Below are 17,798 nucleotides of genomic sequence, written 5' to 3'. Positions count from 1 at the left end.
CGCGTCTCAGATCTTTCCGCGGATGTGCGGCCTCACCTCGTTTTCGTAGTACGCGGCCACCTTCGCATGGATCTCCGCATCGAGCGGCAGTACGCTTGCGGCCTCGACATTGGCACTGATCTGCTCGGGCCTCGACACCCCGGCGATGACTGTCGAAACGGCCGGATGGTCGAGAATCCACCGCAGCGCGAAATCGGCCATGCTCATCGAGCCGGGAATGGTCTGGCGCAGTCCTTCGACCAGTTCGACGCCCTTTTCGAACGAAATCCCACCGAATGTTTCGCCGACCGAGAACGCTTCGCCGTCGCGATTGTAGCTGCGGTGATCTGTGGGCTGGAATTCCGTGTCCTTGGTGAACTTACCCGAGAGCAGGCCCGAGGCGAGTGGCAATCGCACGATGATGCCGACGTCCTTGGTGGTGGCGGCCTCAAAAAGCTCTTTGTTGGCGTCCTGGCGGAAGAGATTGAAGATGATCTGGAGCGTCGCCAGACCGTCGTGTTCGAGGCAGATAAAGGCCTCCTCGATGGTTTCGACGCTCGCGCCATAATGCCGGATCAGGCCTTCGGACTTGAAATCCTCAAGCCAGGCGAAAATCTCGCCATCCTTCAAGACTTGCGGCGGCACGCAATGAAGCTGAACGAGATCAAGGGTTTCAACGCACAGGCGGCGCGCGGACTCCTCGAGGTTCTCGCGGACACCGGAGCGGGTGTACTTGTCCGGATAAAGTGCACCCGACCGCCCGACCTTGGTGGCGATGATCAGGCCGTCAGGTTTGCCATAGTACGTGCCGATTCGGTGCTCGGAGAGGCCCGCACCATAGACGTCGGCGGTGTCCCAGAAGGTCACGCCAAGCCGCGCGGCGTTGGCGAGAATGGCCCCGGCCTCCTCATCGTCCATTGGCCCGAAATCGCCCCCGAGCTGCCAGCAGCCGAGCCCGATCTCGGTCACTTCATATCCGGTTTTTCCCAGCCGCCGCATTTTCATGGTTCGTGTCTCCCGTGCCGAAGTCGTGTGATTGTCTTTGATAGGCAGGACCGCCGCGCCGCGCAATTGACTTGCGCCGTGGCCTCTGCCACAGATTTAACCGTGTTGGTTCCCCAATCGTTGCAAGAAACGTATGGGGACGCAAAAGGGAACACGGTGCGGACAACCTCTTGTAAGGGCCAAGACCGTGGCTGCCCCCGCAACTGTAAGCCGCGATGGGCTTTGCGCATAACCACTGGGCGGGCAAGAAACGCCGTCCGGGAAGGCGTGCGAAGAACCGCTCGAGCGGCGAGCCAGGAGACCTGCCGGCACGTTCGTTGGCTCCGGTGATGGAGTCCTGTTTGTTCGCACACGGAGGGTGTTGCAATGACGTCTGCAAGCATTTCGGCGGTCAAGCCGCTTTCGATTTCCCAGCGCCTGGTATTGGGCGCGGTGTTCCTTGTCCTCGGCTTCGTTTTCGTCGCCGGAACCGGCTTCGCCGGCGATTATCGCGCGCATAACGGCGCACACGATTCGCGGCACGCCATGGGCTTCCCCTGCCACTAGGGGACGGCAAGGATATTCCAATGTTCAGAAACCTCTTTTTTGCTGCGATCCTCGCAGCCCTTTGTGCTGGCCTTTTGACCTCGGTCCTCCAGCAGGTTCGGCTCACTCCGCTCATCCTCGCTGCGGAAACCTATGAGACCACGGGCGGCCACGAGCATACGCACGCCGAAGGCGAGGCCGTCGCCCCGCACACTCACGAAGAAGACGAATGGATGCCGGCGGACGGCGTCGAGCGGACGGCATACACGGTTCTCGCCAACCTGCTCCTCGGCGCAGGATTTGCTTTTGTTATGGCGGCGGTTTCGCTCGTTTTCAGCTTGCCCATTACGCCTGGGACCGGTCTTCTATGGGGTCTGGGCGGCTTTGCGGCCTTCTCGCTCGCCCCGGCCTTGGGGTTGCCGCCAGGCTTGCCCGGGATGCCGATTGCAGAAACCGGCGCACGCCAACTCTGGTGGGCCTTTGCCGCCGTTTCCACCGGCGCGGGCTTCGTGCTCATCGCCAAGCTGCGGACATGGTGGGCGGCGGTCATGGCCATTGCCCTCATCGCCCTGCCGCACCTCGTGGGCGCACCCCAGCCGCCCATCGAAGAAACCGGCGTGCCTGCCGGCCTCGCGGCGGCCTTCGTTTCCGCCGTGCTCTTTAACGCGGCTGCGTTCTGGGTGGCCCTCGGGCTCGCCTATGGCTATTTCAACCAGCGGATTTCGGGAGGTGCGCAATGAGCACGAAGATCCCAACCACCGTCATCACGGGTTTTCTCGGCGCGGGCAAGACGACACTGGTGCGTCACCTTCTCGCCCACGCCAAGGGCAAACGTATCGCGCTCATCATCAATGAGTTCGGCGATATCGGGGTGGACAAGGACGTCCTTGCTGGCTGCGGGGACGAGACCTGCCGCGAAGAGGATATGATCGAGCTCGCCAATGGTTGCATCTGCTGCACGGTGGCCGACGATTTCGTCCCGACGATGAAAGCACTCCTTGCCCGCGAGGAACGTCCTGACCACATCGTCATCGAAACCTCCGGCCTCGCGTTGCCCCAGCCCTTGATCCGAGCCTTCAACTGGCCCGAGATCAAGGCCGAAGTCACCATCGACGGCGTCATCACGGTTGCCGACGCAGCCGCCCTTGCCGAGGGCCGGTTCGCGGCCAATGAAGAGGCGGTCGACGCGCAGCGCCGCCTCGACGAGATGCTCGACCACGAAACCCCGCTCGGAGAGCTTTTCGAAGACCAGATGGTCGCCGCCGACATGATCGTCCTCAACAAGGCCGACCTTGTTTCGGAGAGCGATCTGGAGGCCGTCGAAGCTCAGTTGCGCACGCATATGCGCAAGGGCACAAAAATCATCCGCGCCGCCAATGGGCACGTCGACGCCGCAGCGCTTCTGGGGCTTGGGATCGGCACCGAAGACGATCTTGCCGGGCGCGAGAGCCATCACGAACTCGAGCATGAGGGCGAGCCGCACGAGCACGACGACTTCGACAGCTTCTCGGTGACGCTACCCTCCGGGCCGGCGCGGGACACGCTACTCGCGACCATCGCGGAAACCATTGCCGCCTATGACGTGCTGCGCCTCAAGGGCTTCGCGGCCATTCCCGGCGCAAAAGCCCGGCTTGCCATCCAGGCCGTCGGCCCGCGCGTCAATGCGTATTTCGACAGGCCCTGGCATGAGGACGAGGCGCGCGAAACGCGGCTCGTTGTGATCGGCGAAAGCCCGCTCGACCGCCCAGGCATCGAAACGCGGCTCAAGGGGACCGCGCAGGCGGCATAAAGTGGGCGGGGCCGGCATCACCAGCAGACCGACGCTCTCCGGCGCGCGCTTCGCTCTTATCGTTCTGGGCGGTCCTCCGGTCGGTGCGCTGGTTTACGTCATCGCTGCCCTCTTTATCGAGGGTGGGGCTTTTCCGGGCGGAGAGACCGTTCAGATCGTCTCTTTTCTTTTCATCATGGGATCGGTCATGGGACTTTTCCCGGCGTTTCTTGCGGCCACAGCCTGGGCGTTTCTGCCCAAGCCATCGGCGCTCTTGCAGCGCATGGCGTTGGCCGCGGCAACCGGTGCCTGTGCCGGGGCCGGCGGCATCGTGCTCATGACACCAGTGCTCGATATCCCGGTACCGACTGCGGACATACAGGGCCTCCTTGCGCTTTGCGGTGCTGTAGCGCTCGTGACAACCGCGAGCCCCTTGAGCGGAAAGGCCGCGAACTGATGCATCTTCTCGCCGCACAAGCCGGTGCCCTGCAGCAGGATGGCGAGGCTATCGACCTCGCCCAATCCCCCGGCCGCATCGCCTTCGCATCCTCTGCCGACAGCGAACTGACCATGCTCGCGGCGGCCGCCGACCGCGCCGGCGAGGACGGCCTGCGGCTCGCCAACATCATGCGGCTGGCGCATAATTTCTCGGTCGATCTCTGGTGCGAGAACACCCTTGGCCACGCCAAGCTCATCGTCATCCGCCTGATCGGCGGGGCGGGCTATTGGCCCTATGGCTGCGACGAGATCGAGACGCTGGCGCGGTCCAAAGGCATTGCGCTCGCGTTCCTCCCCGGCGACGCCCAGCCCGACCCGGTGCTGTTGTCACGCTCAACGATTGACGAAGCCGACTGGCACAAGCTCCACGCTCTGTTCTTGACCGGGGGGCCGGGTGCGGCGGATGCGATTCTCGGCGCGTTCAATGCGCTGGCGGAGGGCAGGGCTGTGCCCGGTGAGGCAGCAGCGCCCATGCCGAAATTCGGGTTCTGGAACAAGCAAAAAGGCATTACGCAGAACCTTGCCGATTTTCCCAAAACCGCGTCCGACGCCCCCTGCATCCCCATGCTCTTCTACCGCGCCGTCCTTGAGGGCGCGGGCACTGCGACGTTCGAAGCGCTGGTCAATGCCATTGAAGACGCCGGCCTTACCCCGCTTCCCATCGTCGTCTCCTCACTCAAGCAATCCGATTGTGCCCAGTTCGTACGCAACGCGCTCGGCATGCTTCGCCCTGCCGCGATCTTCAATCTCACGGGCTTTGCCCTCGGCGTCGGCGATCTCACGTTTGAAGACAACCCCTTCGCGCTTACCGATGCGCCTGTCATCCAGCTTGTGCAGGGCTCGCGCCCGCCCGCGCTTTGGGAAGCCGACCCGCAGGGGCTGACGCAGAAAGACCTCGCCATGCAGGTCGTCCTGCCCGAGATCGACGGGCGGATCGGCGGGCTTCTCGTAGGACACAAGGCCGAGGCGGTCTGGCATGCGCGCACCGAATGTCCGCTGACCGCGTTCACTCCCGAACCCGACGGCATCGCGCGCGCGGTCAAACTCGCGAAGAACTACACAAGGCTCCGCGCCACGCCCCGCGCCGATCGCAGGATCGGCATCGTCCTTGCCAACTACCCCTTGCGCGACGGTCGGCTTGCCAATGGCGTCGGCTATGACGCGCCGCAATCGACCGTGGAGATGCTCAGGCACCTTTCGGGCGGAGGCTATGATGTGGGCAGCGTTCCCGAGACAGGAACGGACCTCATAGACCATCTCCTCACCGGTCCGACCAACGCCCGCCCACAGCACGGCACCTCCGATGCCCTCCTCCCCCTCGCCCGCTACCGCGCGCTCTTCGCCCAACTGCATCCGTGCATCCGCGAAGGCGTCCCCGCACGCTGGGGCGAGCCCGAGGCTGATGCGTTCGTACGCGACGATGCCTTTCATCTCCCCATCAAAATCCTCGGCAATGTCGCCATCCTCCTCCAGCCCGCGCGCGCCTACGGTCTTCCCGAGGAGGAGAGCTATCACGATCCCAATCTCGTCCCCCCGCACGCCTATATCGCGGCCTATCTCTGGCTTACCGATGTGTTCGGTGCGCATGCGTTTATCCACAATGGCAAGCATGGCAATCTCGAGTGGCTGCCGGGCAAGGCCAATGCGCTCGACGGGGAAGCCTACCCGCTGATCCTTTCAGGTCAGCTCCCGAACCTTTACCCCTTCATCGTCAACGACCCCGGCGAAGGCACGCAGGCCAAGCGCCGCACGGTCGCGACGATCATCGACCATCTCGTGCCCCCCCTCACCCGCGCAGAGACCTACGGCCCGCTCAAGGACCTCGAGGCGCTGCTCGACGAGTATTACACGGCGATGGGAATGGACCAGCGCCGGCTCGACACACTCAAGCGTCGTATCCTCGATTTCACCCGCGATACCCGGCTTGACGCGGATATCGGGCTGCCTGAGGACGAGACCCAAGCGCTCAACCAGGTCGACAATTTCCTTTGCGAACTCAAAGAAGCCCAGATCCGCGACGGGCTGCACGTCTTCGGGCGGTCGCCAACGGGCAGTTTCGAGCGTGACCTCGTCGTTGCCTTTGCCCGTGTGCCACGCGGCGAAGGACGTGGGGGCGATGCCTCGCTCATTCGCGCGCTGGCTGAGGACCTGCGGCTTGGCGCCGACCCGCTTGCCCTCGAACTCGGTGCCGCTTGGACCGGACCGCGGCCAGAGGTTCTCGATACCGGCGGGGTATGGCGCAGTTGCGGCGACACGATCGAGCGGCTCGAGGCGCTCGCCGCAGAACTCGTCTCCGGCCGTACGCCCGACCTGGAGTGGATCGCGACCCGGGCCGTGCTCGAAACCATCGAACGCGACATCCGCCCCCGCGTGACGGCCTCCGGCCCCGCTGAAGTAAGGGCGCTCGTTGACGGGCTCGACGGCAAGTTCATCGCCCCCGGCCCCTCGGGCGCGCCAACGCGCGGGCGCATCGATACGCTGCCGACCGGGCGTAATTTCTACGCCGTCGATAATCGCGCCGTTCCCACGCAGACCGCGTGGGCGCTCGGCCAACGTGCCGCAGAAAGCCTGCTCACGCGCCATTTCCAGGATACGGGTACCTGGCTCGCCTCGGTGGCCATGTCGGTATGGGGTACCGCCAACATGCGCACCGGGGGGGACGATATCGCACAGGCGCTTGCACTGATCGGAGCCAGGCCCACATGGCAGGGCGCGTCGCTCACGATCTCGGGCTATGAGATCATCCCGCTTGCCAAACTCGGCCGCCCGCGCGTCGATGTCACCTTGCGCATCTCGGGCTTTTTCCGTGATGCCTTTCCCGCGCAGATCGCGCTTTTCGACAAGGCCGTGCGCGCCATCGGAGCGCTCGACGAGCCCGAAGAGGACAACCCTATCGCCGCGCGTATGCGCACCGACGCGCTTTCACTGATGAGCGAGGGGCACGGCATGGATGAAGCGGCGCTGAAAGCCGGTCATCGCATCTTCGGCGCGGCGCCGGGCGGCTATGGCGCGGGAGTGGGCAAACGCATCGAAGACGGGCGCTGGCAGGAGCGCGCTGACCTTGCGCAAGCGGTGCTCGATGCCGGGCAGTACGCCTATGGAGCGCACGTGCAGGGTGAGCCCGAACATGGCCTTTTCGCGCACCGGCTCAGGGCGTCCGATGCAGTGCTCCACGTTCAGGACAACCGCGAGCATGATCTTCTCGATTCGGATCAGTACTATCAGTTCGAAGGCGGGCTCGCCGCGGCAGTCGAGGCCCTCGCGGGCGCACGCCCCGCGACCTACCACACCGACACATCACGCCCCGAACGTGTTGTCGTGCGCACGCTGGAAGAGGAAATCGCAAGGGTCATGCGCGCCCGCGTGGTCAATCCCAAATGGATCGCCGGCGTCAAGCGCCACGGCTATCGGGGCGCTTTCGAGATCATCGCCACGGTCGATTACATGTTCGGATTCGCCGCCACAACCGGCGCCGTCAAGCCGCACCATTTTGACCTCGCATTCGAGGCCTATATCGAGGACGACGACACACGCGCGTTTCTGATCGCCAACAACCGCTTCGGCTATGACGAACTGATCGCCCGGTTCAACGAAGCGCGCGAGCGCGGGCTGTGGTCGCCGCGGACGAATTCGGCGTATAGGTTTCTGGAACAAGAGGGTTCCTGTTGAATCGGAACCAGCATGCTCCAAACCTTTGTTTTGTCGCGGTTTCGAACCGAAAATGTCTATCAGCCTTTTTTGAACCCGCACCGGAATAAGCGACAAGGACACGCGATCATGCCCAAAGCCGTCAATCTTGCGGACAAGCTCCGCCTCTTCTCGGAACACTGGTCGCCCAAAATCGTCTCGCAGTTCAATGGCCACGACGTCATGGTCGCAAAGCTCGAGGGCCCGTTCGATTGGCATCATCACGACGATACAGACGATTTCTTCTTGGTGCTGTCGGGTTCACTGACCATCGAAACTGAAGACGGTGACGTCGATCTTGAACCGGGCGAGCTCTACGTCATACCCAGGGGTGTGCGCCACAGGCCGGTTGCTCATGGGGAAGTACACGTCTTGCTTATGGAGACTGCCGGGACGCCGAATACCGGCGACAAGGCGACCGCGGCGACAAAGGAATGGATCTGATGGCTAAGAAGACCGATACGATGACCGACGCGGAGCGCGATGCCTATCACGCGGAAAAGATGCGCAAGAAGAAAGCCGCACGCGACAAGCTCGTTGCCGCCAACCAGGGCGAAAAGGGCCTCGTTATCATCCATACGGGCAAGGGCAAGGGCAAGTCGACGGCAGCGTTCGGCATGGTCTTCCGGGGGATCGCCCATGGCTTCAGGGTTGGTATCGTCCAGTTCGTGAAGGGCAAGTGGGGCACGGGCGAGCGCGACATTCTCGAGCATTTTCCCGACCAGGTGACGATCAAGGCGATGGGCGAGGGTTTCACCTGGGAAACGCAGGACCGCCAGCGCGATCTCGCGGCGGCGCGCCAGGCGTGGGATGCAGCAAAAGCCATGATCATGGACGAGAGCTACAAGATGGTGCTCCTCGATGAGCTCAACATCTGCCTGCGATACGACTACCTGCCACTCGGCGAGATCATCGAAACGCTCAAGACCAAGCCCGCGGACACGCATGTCATCATCACGGGTCGCAACGCCAAGGACGAGCTGATTGAGATCGCCGACCTCGTCACCGAAATGACACTGGTCAAGCACCCCTTCCGCGAACAGGGCATCAAGGCGCAGGCTGGGATCGAGTTTTGACCAAGGCGGCAAACCCGGCCGCGTTCCGGAGCGCCTCATGGCGAACCGAGACCGAATTCGTACGGCCCGGTTTAGGCGCATATTCCAGGACGCGCGAATCCGGTATGCTAGCATCAGCTCGCTTGGAGCGGTTTGGTCAGGGAATGACATCATGCAATCGCTATCGACCATCATCGCCGGTCTGCTTGTCGCGATCGGGCTGGCTGCCGCCGCGTGGCTGGGCGGGCAGGCGTTGATCGAAAGCCGCTGGCCGGTAAGAACCGTGACAGTCAAGGGGCTCGCCGAGCGCAACGTGACGGCTGACCTGGCCAACTGGCCAATCAAGTTTGTTGCCACCGGCGCCACACTCGAGGAGGCCCGCGCTACACTTGAGCGGTCGGACGCGGCGGTGCGGCGGTTCCTCACCGATGCGGGATTTCCCGAGGACGCGATGAACGTGCAGAACATTTTCGTCGAGGATCGGCTTGCCGGATACAACGCATCGGGCACTCCTGAAGAAGCGCGGTTTGTCGTGACAGAGGAGTTCCTTTTGACCTCCAACGATGTCGAGGCGGTCGCCGAAGCCGCGCGCAATATTGGAAACCTCCTACGCGCAGGCGTGGTATTTTCGTCCGATAGCTACAATGCGGGGCCAAGCTACATCTTCACTGGCCTTAACGACCTCAAGACCGACATGCTTGGCGAAGCGACCCAACGCGCCCGGGAGGCTGCCGCGGAATTCGCCGTGCAGGCGGAAGCTCAGGTCGGGACGATCCAAACCGCCAATCAAGGCGTCTTCGAGATTCTCGCAGCCGTCGATATTCCCGATCAGAGGCCCGAAAAGCAGATCGAAAAGAAAGTACGCGTGGTCACCACGATCACCTATTTCCTGCAGTAGGCGCCGCAATAAGACCATCAAGCGCCGCGACCAATGCCGCTTGCCGATCGCGCCCAAGCCGCGCGGCATAGCGCGTCAATGTCGCGGTTGACGCGCTGTCTCCCAAGAAGCGGCCTAGAACAGAACCTCGAGCTCCTTCCTCTGCGCGTGAAGCTTGAGGAACACCGCGTAGTCTTTCTCATAGCGCGCCGTACGCGCCGGTTCGGGCACGCGGGTGACGCTTTTCGCGCACATCGCGGCGCCGGCGGCAGCGAGGTCCGGGTAAAGCCCTGCCGCTGTTGCTGCACCCATGGCGCTCCCGAGGATCATCGCGTCCGCCTTTGGCAGTTCGCGCACGATGCAGCCGGTGACGTCGGCGTAAAGCTCCATCAGGAGCGGATTGCGCGTGTGCCCGCCGGTCACGTGAAGGATATCGATCGTATAGCCAGCAGTTCTGAGGGTTTCGAGGATTTGCCGTATGCCCGCCGCGATCGCTACCGCGGTCCGCCAATACAGCTTACACAGTCCATCGAACGAGGTGTCGAGGTTCAGTCCCGACACGACCCCCAACGCTTCCGGGTCGGCGAAAGGCGTGCGGTTACCGTGGAAATCGGGCAGTACGTGCAAGCGCGGCGCAATGTCGGCGCCCTCGGCATCGGCACGCATCTGCGCGATGCGTTTGATGACGGTCTCGTGCGTAGCGGCGTTCGGCACCCCTCCGGCCGAATGAACTTCGAGCAGATAATCGAGCGCGCCACCCGAGGCCGATTGCCCGCCCTCGTTGAGCCAAAGCCCCGGCACCACGGCGCCGAAATGCGGTCCCCAGAGCCCCTTTGCGGCACGCGGCTCACGCGAGAGCACAATGACCGCGCTCGACGTTCCCGCTACGAGCCCCATGTGCCGGTCGGCGCTATCGGGATTGCCAGTGTAGGCACCCAGGACACCAAGCGCGCCCGCATGCGCGTCGACCATGCCCGCGGCAACCCGACAGGTTTGCGGCAAGCCAAGCGCCCTGGCAGCATCGGGCGTGAGAGGTCCCAGATCGCTCCCGATCGGCATGGCGTTGGAAGGGAGCCCGGCCCGGTCGACAATATCTTCGAGCCCTGCGGCCTTGAGGAAATCGGGGTCCCAGCCGGCCTTCTCATGGGCGAGAAAGCCCCATTTGCTCGTCAGGGTCGACTGCGAACGCGCACCCGAGCCGCTGGCGCGAAAGGTCAGGAAGTCCGCGAGGTCGTACATCGCACCCGCGCGTGCCCAAGCTTCGGGAAGATGCCGCTTGAGCCACATGAGCTTGGGGATTTCCATCTCGGGAGAAAAGGTGCCGCCGAAATAGTCGCGCACCCGCGTGCCCGACGCGGTGAGTGCCCGGGCCTCCTCGCGGGCCCGATGATCGAGCCAGACAATGGTATCCCATCCCGGTGCCCCGTCCGGTGCAACCGACAGCGGACCGCCGCTTTTGTCGCGCACGACCAGCGAGCAGGTGGCGTCGAACCCGATACCGGCGACGGTTGCCGGATCTATCCCGGCCTCGGCGACCGCCGCTCGTACCGCGGCGCACACCGCTGCCCATATGTCTTCGGACTGGTGCTCGGCCCGGTCGGCACCCATGCGCTGGAGTGCAATGGGCCGCGTGGTGCGCGCAAGCATGACGCCATCGCGCGTCACAACACCGGCGCGCGCACTCGTCGTGCCGACATCTACTGCAATGAGATTCATGCCCTCGGACCGATTGTCTTCCCGTTTTCGAGGGAGCTTAGAAGATCGGGAAGCGTCTGCATATCGTCGAATATCGCATCGGGCGCGAGTTCGGCAACGCGCGGCGCGAGACCAGCGGGGCCGACATGACTGCCCCCGGTGAAAGCGAAAACCGCCATGCCCGCCGCCTTGGCCGCGACGATGCCCGCCGGGCTGTCTTCGATCACGAGACATCTGCCGGGAGCAACGCCCATCTGCCGGGCCGCATAAAGAAACAGATCCGGCGCTGGCTTGCCTTTTTCGACCATGCCGGCGGAAAATATGTCGGGGGCGAAACGATCATAAAGCCCGGTCAACTCAAGGCTGAGCCTTATGCGCTCGAGCTGGCTCGACGAGGCCACGCAGATGCGGGTCTGCAGCCGCTCGAGAGCGGAAACCACGTTCGGGATCGGCTTGAGGCTCTGCCGGTAGCGCGCGTAAAGCGCGTGGCGCATCTCGGCGAGTTCGTCCGGCGCGATATCGAGCCCGTAATCCGTCTGAAGCGTCGCGCAGATCGCCCCAAGGGACCGGCCCAGAAAATCCCTGTAAGCCGCATCGAGCGGCACGGTGATGCCGTGATGGGCGGCGAGGGTGTCGCAAAGCACCCGAACCGCCAGAGGCTCGCTGTCGACAAGCACGCCGTCGCAATCGAAGATCACGAGCGCGATGGCCGGTCCGGGCGTAGCTTCAGCTGCTTGCCCGCGCACCTCGGCCATTACAGCTTGTCGTTGAGATACCGCGCCAACGCCTCGCGTGCGCCGGCGGCCCAGATGGTGCCAAGCGCGCGGGAGAAGGCGTCGACATAGGCCGGGTTTCTGGCGGCGGCGCCGAAAATGTCGTCCATCGCAAGGAATGCCGCCGGATCGTCCTTGGCCTTGATCGCAGCGGCCTGGATGCGATCCCAACTTGGATCGTTGGGTGCAATGGGTTTGCCCGAATCGGTAACCCCATAGCAGTACCGGCACCAGAACGCCGCGACGAGCGCGAGCCCTGTCACCGGTGCGCCAACCGCCAGCCGGTCATTTGCTGAGGGCAGGATGAATTTCGGCTGGCGGTTGGAGCCATCCAGGCACAAGCGCTGGATGGTGTCTCCGATCTTGGGATTGGCAAAGCGCGAGGCGATCAATGCACGGTAGGCGTCAAGGTCGGTATTGGGAACCGGCGGGACGACCGGGATGATTTCTTCCTTGGTGAGCTTTTCGAGATAGGCCGCAATCAGTGGCTCCTCCATCGCCTCGTGGACGAAATGGATGTCCATCAAGGCCGCCGGATAGGCGATGGCGGCGTGCCCGCCATTCAGGATCCGAAGCTTCATCAGCTCCCAGGGAGCGACGTCGTCAACGAATGTGACACCGACCTTTTCGAGCCCTGGGCGCCCGAGTGGGAAATCGTCCTCCATCACCCACTGGGTGAATTTTTCGCAGAAAACCGGCCATCCGTCGGCAACCCCGAAATCCCGTTCGAGGATCTCGCGTTCGCGATCCGAGGTGGCCGGAGTGATGCGGTCGACCATGGAATTGGGGAAAGCAACATTTTTGCGAATCCACTGCGCGAGCGCCGGATCGATCAATTCGGCAAGACCCGCAACCGCGTTTTCGGTGACGTGTCCATTGCCCGGAATGTTGTCGCAGCTCATAACCGTGAAAGGCGCGCGCCCTTTTTGCCGGCGCGCAACAAGTCCCGCGACGATCAGTCCGAACACCGTCCTGGGCGCTTCGGGCGCAGCGGCGTCGGCGACGATCTCGGGGTGGGTGGGATTGAAATGCCCCTCGGCGTCGAGAAAATAGCCACCCTCGGTGATCGTCATCGATACGATGCGGGTTTCCGGGCTGGCGAGCGTCTCGATCAGCCGGCCCGTATCCCCCGGCGCGATGTAGTCGATCATCGGGCCGGTGACGCGCGCAGTCGTCCCGTCGGCCTCTTGCTCGACCACAGTCGTGAGGAAATCCTGGCTTGCAAGCACGTCGCGCATCTGCGCGTCGGCTGGCCGCACGCCGGCGCCGATCAGGCCCCAGTCGCGGTCCTTGCCAAGATTGAACAACGCGTCGAGATAGACCGCCTGATGCGCACGATGGAAATTACCCACGCCGAAATGGACAATGCCCGGGGTGAGGTCACTGCGGCCGTAATTCGGCACCGCGACCGAAGCTGGCAGGTGTTCGAGCGATGATGCGGCCAGTTTGATACTCATTGGATATTCCGAACCTTGGCAGGAGCGCGCGTCCCGTGCACTCAAATCGCGAGACCTTTTTCGTCGAACTTGTAGATACGGCCTTCCTGCGGGGTGAGGTGAACGGTTTCGCCGTGGCTGACGGGCATGTCACCCGGAAGCCGCGCGGTGACCTGGCCGACGCCTTCGACATTGACGTGCACGAACGTATCCGACCCCAGATGCTCGGCGACGCCGACCGTGCCGGTCAGCATGCCGCTTTCGCGGTTCAGTTGCAGGTGCTCGGGTCGCACGCCGATGGTCGCGGCGCCCTGGCTGCGGGCCTTCTCACCGGAGATAAAGTTCATCTTCGGGCTGCCGATGAAGCCGGCGACGAAGAGGTTGGAGGGTCTGGTATAGAGCTCGATGGGCGAGCCGACCTGCTCGATATTACCCGCGTTCAAGACAACGATCTTGTCGGCCATGGTCATCGCCTCGACCTGGTCGTGGGTCACGTAGATCATCGTGGTGTTGAGCTTTTTGTGCAGCTCCGAGATCTCGAGGCGCATGTTGACCCGCAGCGCCGCGTCGAGGTTCGAGAGCGGTTCGTCGAACAGAAATGCCTTGGGCTGGCGTACAATGGCGCGGCCGATGGCAACGCGCTGACGCTGGCCGCCAGAGAGCTGGCGCGGCTTGCGGTCGAGATAATCGGTCAAATTGAGGATCGCCGCGGCGTTGGCGACGCTCTCTTCGATCTTCTCCTTGGGTGCCTTTTCCATCTTGAGCGGGAAGGCGATATTGCCGCGCACGCTCATATGCGGATAAAGCGCGTAGGACTGGAACACCATCGAGAGCTTGCGCTGGGCCGGCGCGGTCTTGGTGATGTCCTCGCCGTCGATGCTGATCTTGCCGCCGGAGACGTCCTCGAGCCCGGCGATCAGCCGCAACAGCGTGGACTTGCCGCAGCCCGAAGGCCCCACGAAGACGACGAACTCACCGTCCTTGATGTCGAGGCTGACGTCGGGGATGACGGTGACGCCGCCGAAGCTCTTTTGAACGTGGTCGAGTGTAATCGAGCCCATCTTAGTCTTCCTTTACTTAACGGCGCCGAAGGTCAGGCCGCGGACGAGCTGTTTCTGGCTGAACCAGCCCATGATGAGGATTGGCGCGATGGCCAGCGTCGAGGCGGCCGAAAGCTTGGCCCAGAACAGCCCCTCGGGCGAGGAGTAGGACGCTATGAACGCGGTTAGCGGGGCGGCCGCCGTGGTCGTCAGGTTGAGCGTCCAGAACGCCTCGTTCCAGGCAAGAATGATGTTCAAGAGAAGCGTCGAAGCGATGCCGGGTACGGCCATCGGGGTCAGGACGTAGAGGATCTCCTCGCGCAACCCGGCGCCGTCCATGCGTGCGGCCTCGAGGATGTCGTTGGGGATCTCCTTGAAATAGGTAAAGAGCATCCAGACGATGATCGGCAGGTTGATCATGGTGAGCACGATGATCAGCCCGATATGCGTGTCGAGCAGCCGGAAGTCGCGAAACAGAAGATAGATCGGCACCAGCACGCCGACGGCGGGCAGCATCTTGGTGGAGAGCATCCACATCAAGACGTCCTTGGTGCGCTTGGTGGGCGAGAACGCCATGGCCCAGGCCGCGGGAACCGCGATGATGAGCCCCACGATGGTCGAGCCAACTGCCGAGATGATCGAATTGGAGAAGTGCCGGAAATAGTCCGAGCGCTCCTGCACGGTGAAGTAATTCTCGAGCGTCCAGTCGAAGAAGAGGAACTTCGGCGGGACGGCGATGGCCGTGCCCTCGGTCTTGAAGCTGGTCAGGAACGTCCAGAGGATCGGGAAGAAGATGATCAGTCCGATCGCCCAGGCGATGATGGAAACAGCTACCTTGCGGCGGGTGGATACAGCGCGGGCCATTCTTACGCCTCCAGGTTTCTGCCGACGATGCGGAGCAGGAAGATGGCGACGATGTTGGCGAGGATGACCGCCACGATGCCGCCTGCGGATGCCAGACCCACGTCGAACTGCAGCAGGCTCTGGATGTAGATGAGGAAGGTGAGATTGGTCGTCGACGTCCCCGGCCCGCCATTGGTGGTGACGAGGATTTCGGCAAAGACCGAGAGCAGGAAGATGGTCTCGATCAGCATTACGACCGTGATCGCGCGCGCCAGGTGCGGCAGCGTGATGTAGAAGAACATCGAGAACGGGCCGGCGCCGTCGAGGCTCGCGGCCTCGCGCTGGTCCTCATCGAGCGATTGCAGCGCGGTCAGGATAATCAGCGTCGCGAACGGCAGCCACTGCCAGGCGACGATGATGATGATCGAAACGAGCGGCAACTGCGCCAGCCAGTCCACCGGCTGGAAGCCGAAGACGCGCGCCAGCCAGGCAAAGAACCCGTTGACCGGGTGCATCAGCATGTTCTTCCAAACCAATGCCGACACTGTCGGCATGACGAAGAAGGGTGCGATCACCAGCAGCCGCACGATGCCCTGGCCGAAGATCGGCTGGTCGAGCAGCAGGGCCAGAAGCGTGCCACCCGCGAGGGTGATGATCAGCACGCCACCGACGAGATAGAGTGTGTTGAACAGCGCCGCCCAGAAACTCGGATTGGAGAAGAAGTAGCGGTAGTTCTCGAAGCCGGTGAAGTATTCCATCCCCGGCATGAGCAAATTGTACCGCTGGAAGGAGAACCACAGCGTCATCGAAAGCGGTACCAGCATCCACGCCAGAAGCAGCAGAACCGCCGGCGCCATCATGAAGCGTGCCGCTGTTTGTGTGTGTAGCGTTGCCATTTTTCTCCCTCGCGCCGTGCTTTGTTGGTTGAGAATAGCTTTGGCTGGCGCCGGTTGTCGCGTCGTCTATTGAATCGGCTTTCGCCTATACCCAACCCGAGCCCGTCCCCCGTAGGCGCGAAGAAAGCTTGTGCGCCAGTTGCGCCGCAGGGTTCGGTTACAAGTCGGGTGGTTCCCCCTCGAAGCGGGATGTCAATGGCGGCGCAGAGTCGCTCGCCACCGCCCGAACCATTCAGGGACCGGCACGGCGAGCGCGCCGGTCCCTGCGGAGGAGCATGCCACCACCTACTGGTAGTAGCCGCTGCGTTCCATTTCCATACGGGTCACCTGCTGAGCCGTCTGGAGCGCCTGTTCGACGGTCGTCTGTCCGGCCAGCGCGGCGGAGAAGGCCTGACCCACGGCCGTACCGATACCCTGGAATTCAGGGATGGCGACGAACTGACCGCCGGTATAGGGCGTTTCCTGAACCGAGGGTTGCTCGGGCGTAGCCGCATTCATTGCCGCGAGGGTCTCATCGGCGAAGGGCGCCGCCTCGAGGTAGGTCGGGTTCTCGTAAAGCGAGGTCCGGGTTCCCGGAGGCACGTTGGCCCAGCCTTCTTCCTCGGCGACCATCTCGATATAGCTCTTGGACGTCGCCCAGTTGAGGAACTGCTTGGCGGCATCGACATTGTCCGAGCTCGAGGGGATCGCCAGCGACCAGACCCACAGCCAGTTGCCGTGATTGTCATATTCGCCGTTGGTCGGAAACAGCGCGTACCCTACGCTGTCGGCAACCTGGGATTCCTCAGGGTTCGACACAAAGGATGCCGCGACGGTGGCGTCGATCCACATACCGCACTTGCCCTGCTGGAACAGCGCCAGGTTTTCGTTGAACCCGTTGGACGAAGCGCCCGGAGGGCCTGCGTCGTTCATAAGGTCAACGTAGAACTGGAGCGCATCACCCCATATTCCGGCCTCGAACTGGGGCTCCCAGTCCATATTGAACCAGGCGGCGCCCATGGAGTTGGCGAGGGCGGTGATGAACGCCATATTCTCGCCCCAACCGGCCTTGCCGCGCAGGCAGATGCCGTAGAGTTCGTTGTCCTTGTCGGTGATCTGACGCGCGGCGTCGGCGATGAAATCCCAGGTGGGTTCGGCGGGCATTTCGAGCCCGGCCTGTTCGAACAGGTCCGTGCGGTACATGATCATGGCGCTTTCGCCGTAGAACGGCGCCGCATAGAGCGTACCGTCAACCGAGAGCGCGTCGCGCACGGCGGGCAATAGATCGGCGGTGTCATAGTCCGCACCCATGTCATCGAGCGGGGCAAGCCAACCCTGGCCGGCCCAGATCGGCGTCTCGTAGGCACCGATGGTCATGACGTCGTACTGACCACCCTGGGTGGCGATGTCGGTGGTGACGCGCTGACGCAGGACGTTTTCTTCAAGCGTGACCCATTCGAGCTCGATACCGGTCTCCTCGGTAAAGGCGTCGGACAGGCCCTGCATACGGATCATGTCGCCATTGTTCACCGTTGCAATGGTGAGCGACTGGGCCTGCGCCGTCGCCGCCATGGCCACGAGCGACACCGACCCGAAAACGAGTGAGCGTAGTCTCATCAGGTAAATCCTCCCATATGCTCGAGTATGAGCATTTGCTATACGCGTGGGCAATTACTCAATATTCAAGGCGCAATGTCAAGAGCATTTTCTCACACAATGAGCAAATGCGCGCTTCCGCGCAG

At 63.0% G+C, this 17,798-nt stretch carries 16 protein-coding genes and 1 riboswitch; of the genes, 8 read left to right on the top strand and 8 right to left on the bottom strand.

Translation table 11 applies throughout. The features are described 5' to 3' along the window. Window positions 1-6: 6 nt before the first annotated feature. Window positions 7-984 (bottom strand): aldo/keto reductase, encoded by a 978-nt coding sequence (locus tag LSG43_RS02740; RefSeq protein WP_231801090.1) that lies wholly within the window; start codon window positions 982-984, stop codon window positions 7-9. Window positions 985-1,073: 89 nt separating this feature from the next. Next, window positions 1,074-1,308, top strand: a riboswitch (cobalamin riboswitch). A gap of 42 nt (window positions 1,309-1,350) precedes the next feature. Between LSG43_RS02740 and LSG43_RS02735 the strand changes: the two genes are divergently transcribed. The 8 genes from LSG43_RS02735 to LSG43_RS02700 all read left to right on the top strand — a co-directional run bounded on the left by LSG43_RS02735 (window position 1,351) and on the right by LSG43_RS02700 (window position 9,415). After that, window positions 1,351-1,530: a CbtB domain-containing protein gene (locus tag LSG43_RS02735; RefSeq protein ID WP_231801089.1), complete on the top strand. Its 180-nt coding sequence runs from the start codon at window positions 1,351-1,353 to the stop codon at window positions 1,528-1,530. 20 nt (window positions 1,531-1,550) lie between these two features. Then, entirely contained in the window at window positions 1,551-2,249 is a 699-nt protein-coding gene (locus LSG43_RS02730) for a CbtA family protein (protein WP_231801088.1), read from the top strand. Further along, entirely contained in the window at window positions 2,246-3,298 is a 1,053-nt protein-coding gene (cobW, locus tag LSG43_RS02725) for a cobalamin biosynthesis protein CobW (protein ID WP_231801087.1), read from the top strand. Before LSG43_RS02730 ends, cobW begins: the two co-directional genes overlap by 4 nt. 1 nt (window position 3,299) lies before the next feature. Next, a complete protein-coding gene (locus LSG43_RS02720; protein WP_231801086.1) occupies window positions 3,300-3,734 on the top strand; it encodes a hypothetical protein in 435 nt (144 codons plus the stop codon). Continuing rightward, window positions 3,734-7,444, top strand: a complete 3,711-nt coding sequence (gene cobN, locus LSG43_RS02715) for a cobaltochelatase subunit CobN (RefSeq protein ID WP_231801085.1) — start codon at window positions 3,734-3,736, stop codon at window positions 7,442-7,444. Before LSG43_RS02720 ends, cobN begins: the two co-directional genes overlap by 1 nt. A 108-nt stretch (window positions 7,445-7,552) precedes the next feature. Continuing rightward, window positions 7,553-7,906: a cupin domain-containing protein gene (locus tag LSG43_RS02710; protein WP_231801083.1), complete on the top strand. Its 354-nt coding sequence runs from the start codon at window positions 7,553-7,555 to the stop codon at window positions 7,904-7,906. Further along, a complete protein-coding gene (cobO, locus tag LSG43_RS02705; RefSeq protein ID WP_231801082.1) occupies window positions 7,906-8,538 on the top strand; it encodes a cob(I)yrinic acid a,c-diamide adenosyltransferase in 633 nt (210 codons plus the stop codon). The genes LSG43_RS02710 and cobO overlap by 1 nt, the downstream gene beginning before the upstream one ends. Window positions 8,539-8,689: 151 nt before the next feature. Continuing rightward, window positions 8,690-9,415 (top strand): SIMPL domain-containing protein, encoded by a 726-nt coding sequence (locus tag LSG43_RS02700; protein ID WP_231801081.1) that lies wholly within the window; start codon window positions 8,690-8,692, stop codon window positions 9,413-9,415. A 114-nt stretch (window positions 9,416-9,529) separates the two neighbouring features. Here the strand turns inward: LSG43_RS02700 and LSG43_RS02695 are convergent, their stop codons facing one another. The 7 genes from LSG43_RS02695 to LSG43_RS02665 all read right to left on the bottom strand — a co-directional run bounded on the left by LSG43_RS02695 (window position 9,530) and on the right by LSG43_RS02665 (window position 17,673). Beyond that, window positions 9,530-11,110 (bottom strand): FGGY-family carbohydrate kinase, encoded by a 1,581-nt coding sequence (locus tag LSG43_RS02695; protein WP_231801080.1) that lies wholly within the window; start codon window positions 11,108-11,110, stop codon window positions 9,530-9,532. Further along, window positions 11,107-11,844 (bottom strand): HAD family hydrolase, encoded by a 738-nt coding sequence (locus tag LSG43_RS02690; protein ID WP_231801079.1) that lies wholly within the window; start codon window positions 11,842-11,844, stop codon window positions 11,107-11,109. The genes LSG43_RS02695 and LSG43_RS02690 overlap by 4 nt, the downstream gene beginning before the upstream one ends. Continuing rightward, on the bottom strand, window positions 11,844-13,319 hold the full coding sequence (locus LSG43_RS02685) for a mannitol dehydrogenase family protein (RefSeq protein ID WP_231801078.1): 1,476 nt from the start codon (window positions 13,317-13,319) through the stop codon (window positions 11,844-11,846). The genes LSG43_RS02690 and LSG43_RS02685 overlap by 1 nt, the downstream gene beginning before the upstream one ends. Window positions 13,320-13,360: 41 nt before the next feature. Further along, window positions 13,361-14,359 (bottom strand): ABC transporter ATP-binding protein, encoded by a 999-nt coding sequence (locus LSG43_RS02680; protein ID WP_231801077.1) that lies wholly within the window; start codon window positions 14,357-14,359, stop codon window positions 13,361-13,363. A 12-nt stretch (window positions 14,360-14,371) separates the two neighbouring features. Continuing rightward, window positions 14,372-15,202: a carbohydrate ABC transporter permease gene (locus LSG43_RS02675; RefSeq protein WP_231801076.1), complete on the bottom strand. Its 831-nt coding sequence runs from the start codon at window positions 15,200-15,202 to the stop codon at window positions 14,372-14,374. 2 nt (window positions 15,203-15,204) lie between these two features. After that, on the bottom strand, window positions 15,205-16,077 hold the full coding sequence (locus LSG43_RS02670) for a carbohydrate ABC transporter permease (RefSeq protein WP_231801075.1): 873 nt from the start codon (window positions 16,075-16,077) through the stop codon (window positions 15,205-15,207). A 285-nt stretch (window positions 16,078-16,362) separates the two neighbouring features. Then, on the bottom strand, window positions 16,363-17,673 hold the full coding sequence (locus LSG43_RS02665; protein WP_231801074.1) for an ABC transporter substrate-binding protein: 1,311 nt from the start codon (window positions 17,671-17,673) through the stop codon (window positions 16,363-16,365). Window positions 17,674-17,798 lie beyond the last annotated feature (125 nt).

The organism is Pelagibacterium xiamenense, from assembly GCF_021166475.1.
Taxonomy (GTDB): Bacteria; Pseudomonadota; Alphaproteobacteria; order Rhizobiales; family Devosiaceae; genus Pelagibacterium; species Pelagibacterium xiamenense.
This window is presented reverse-complemented; position numbering and strand designations above follow the sequence as displayed.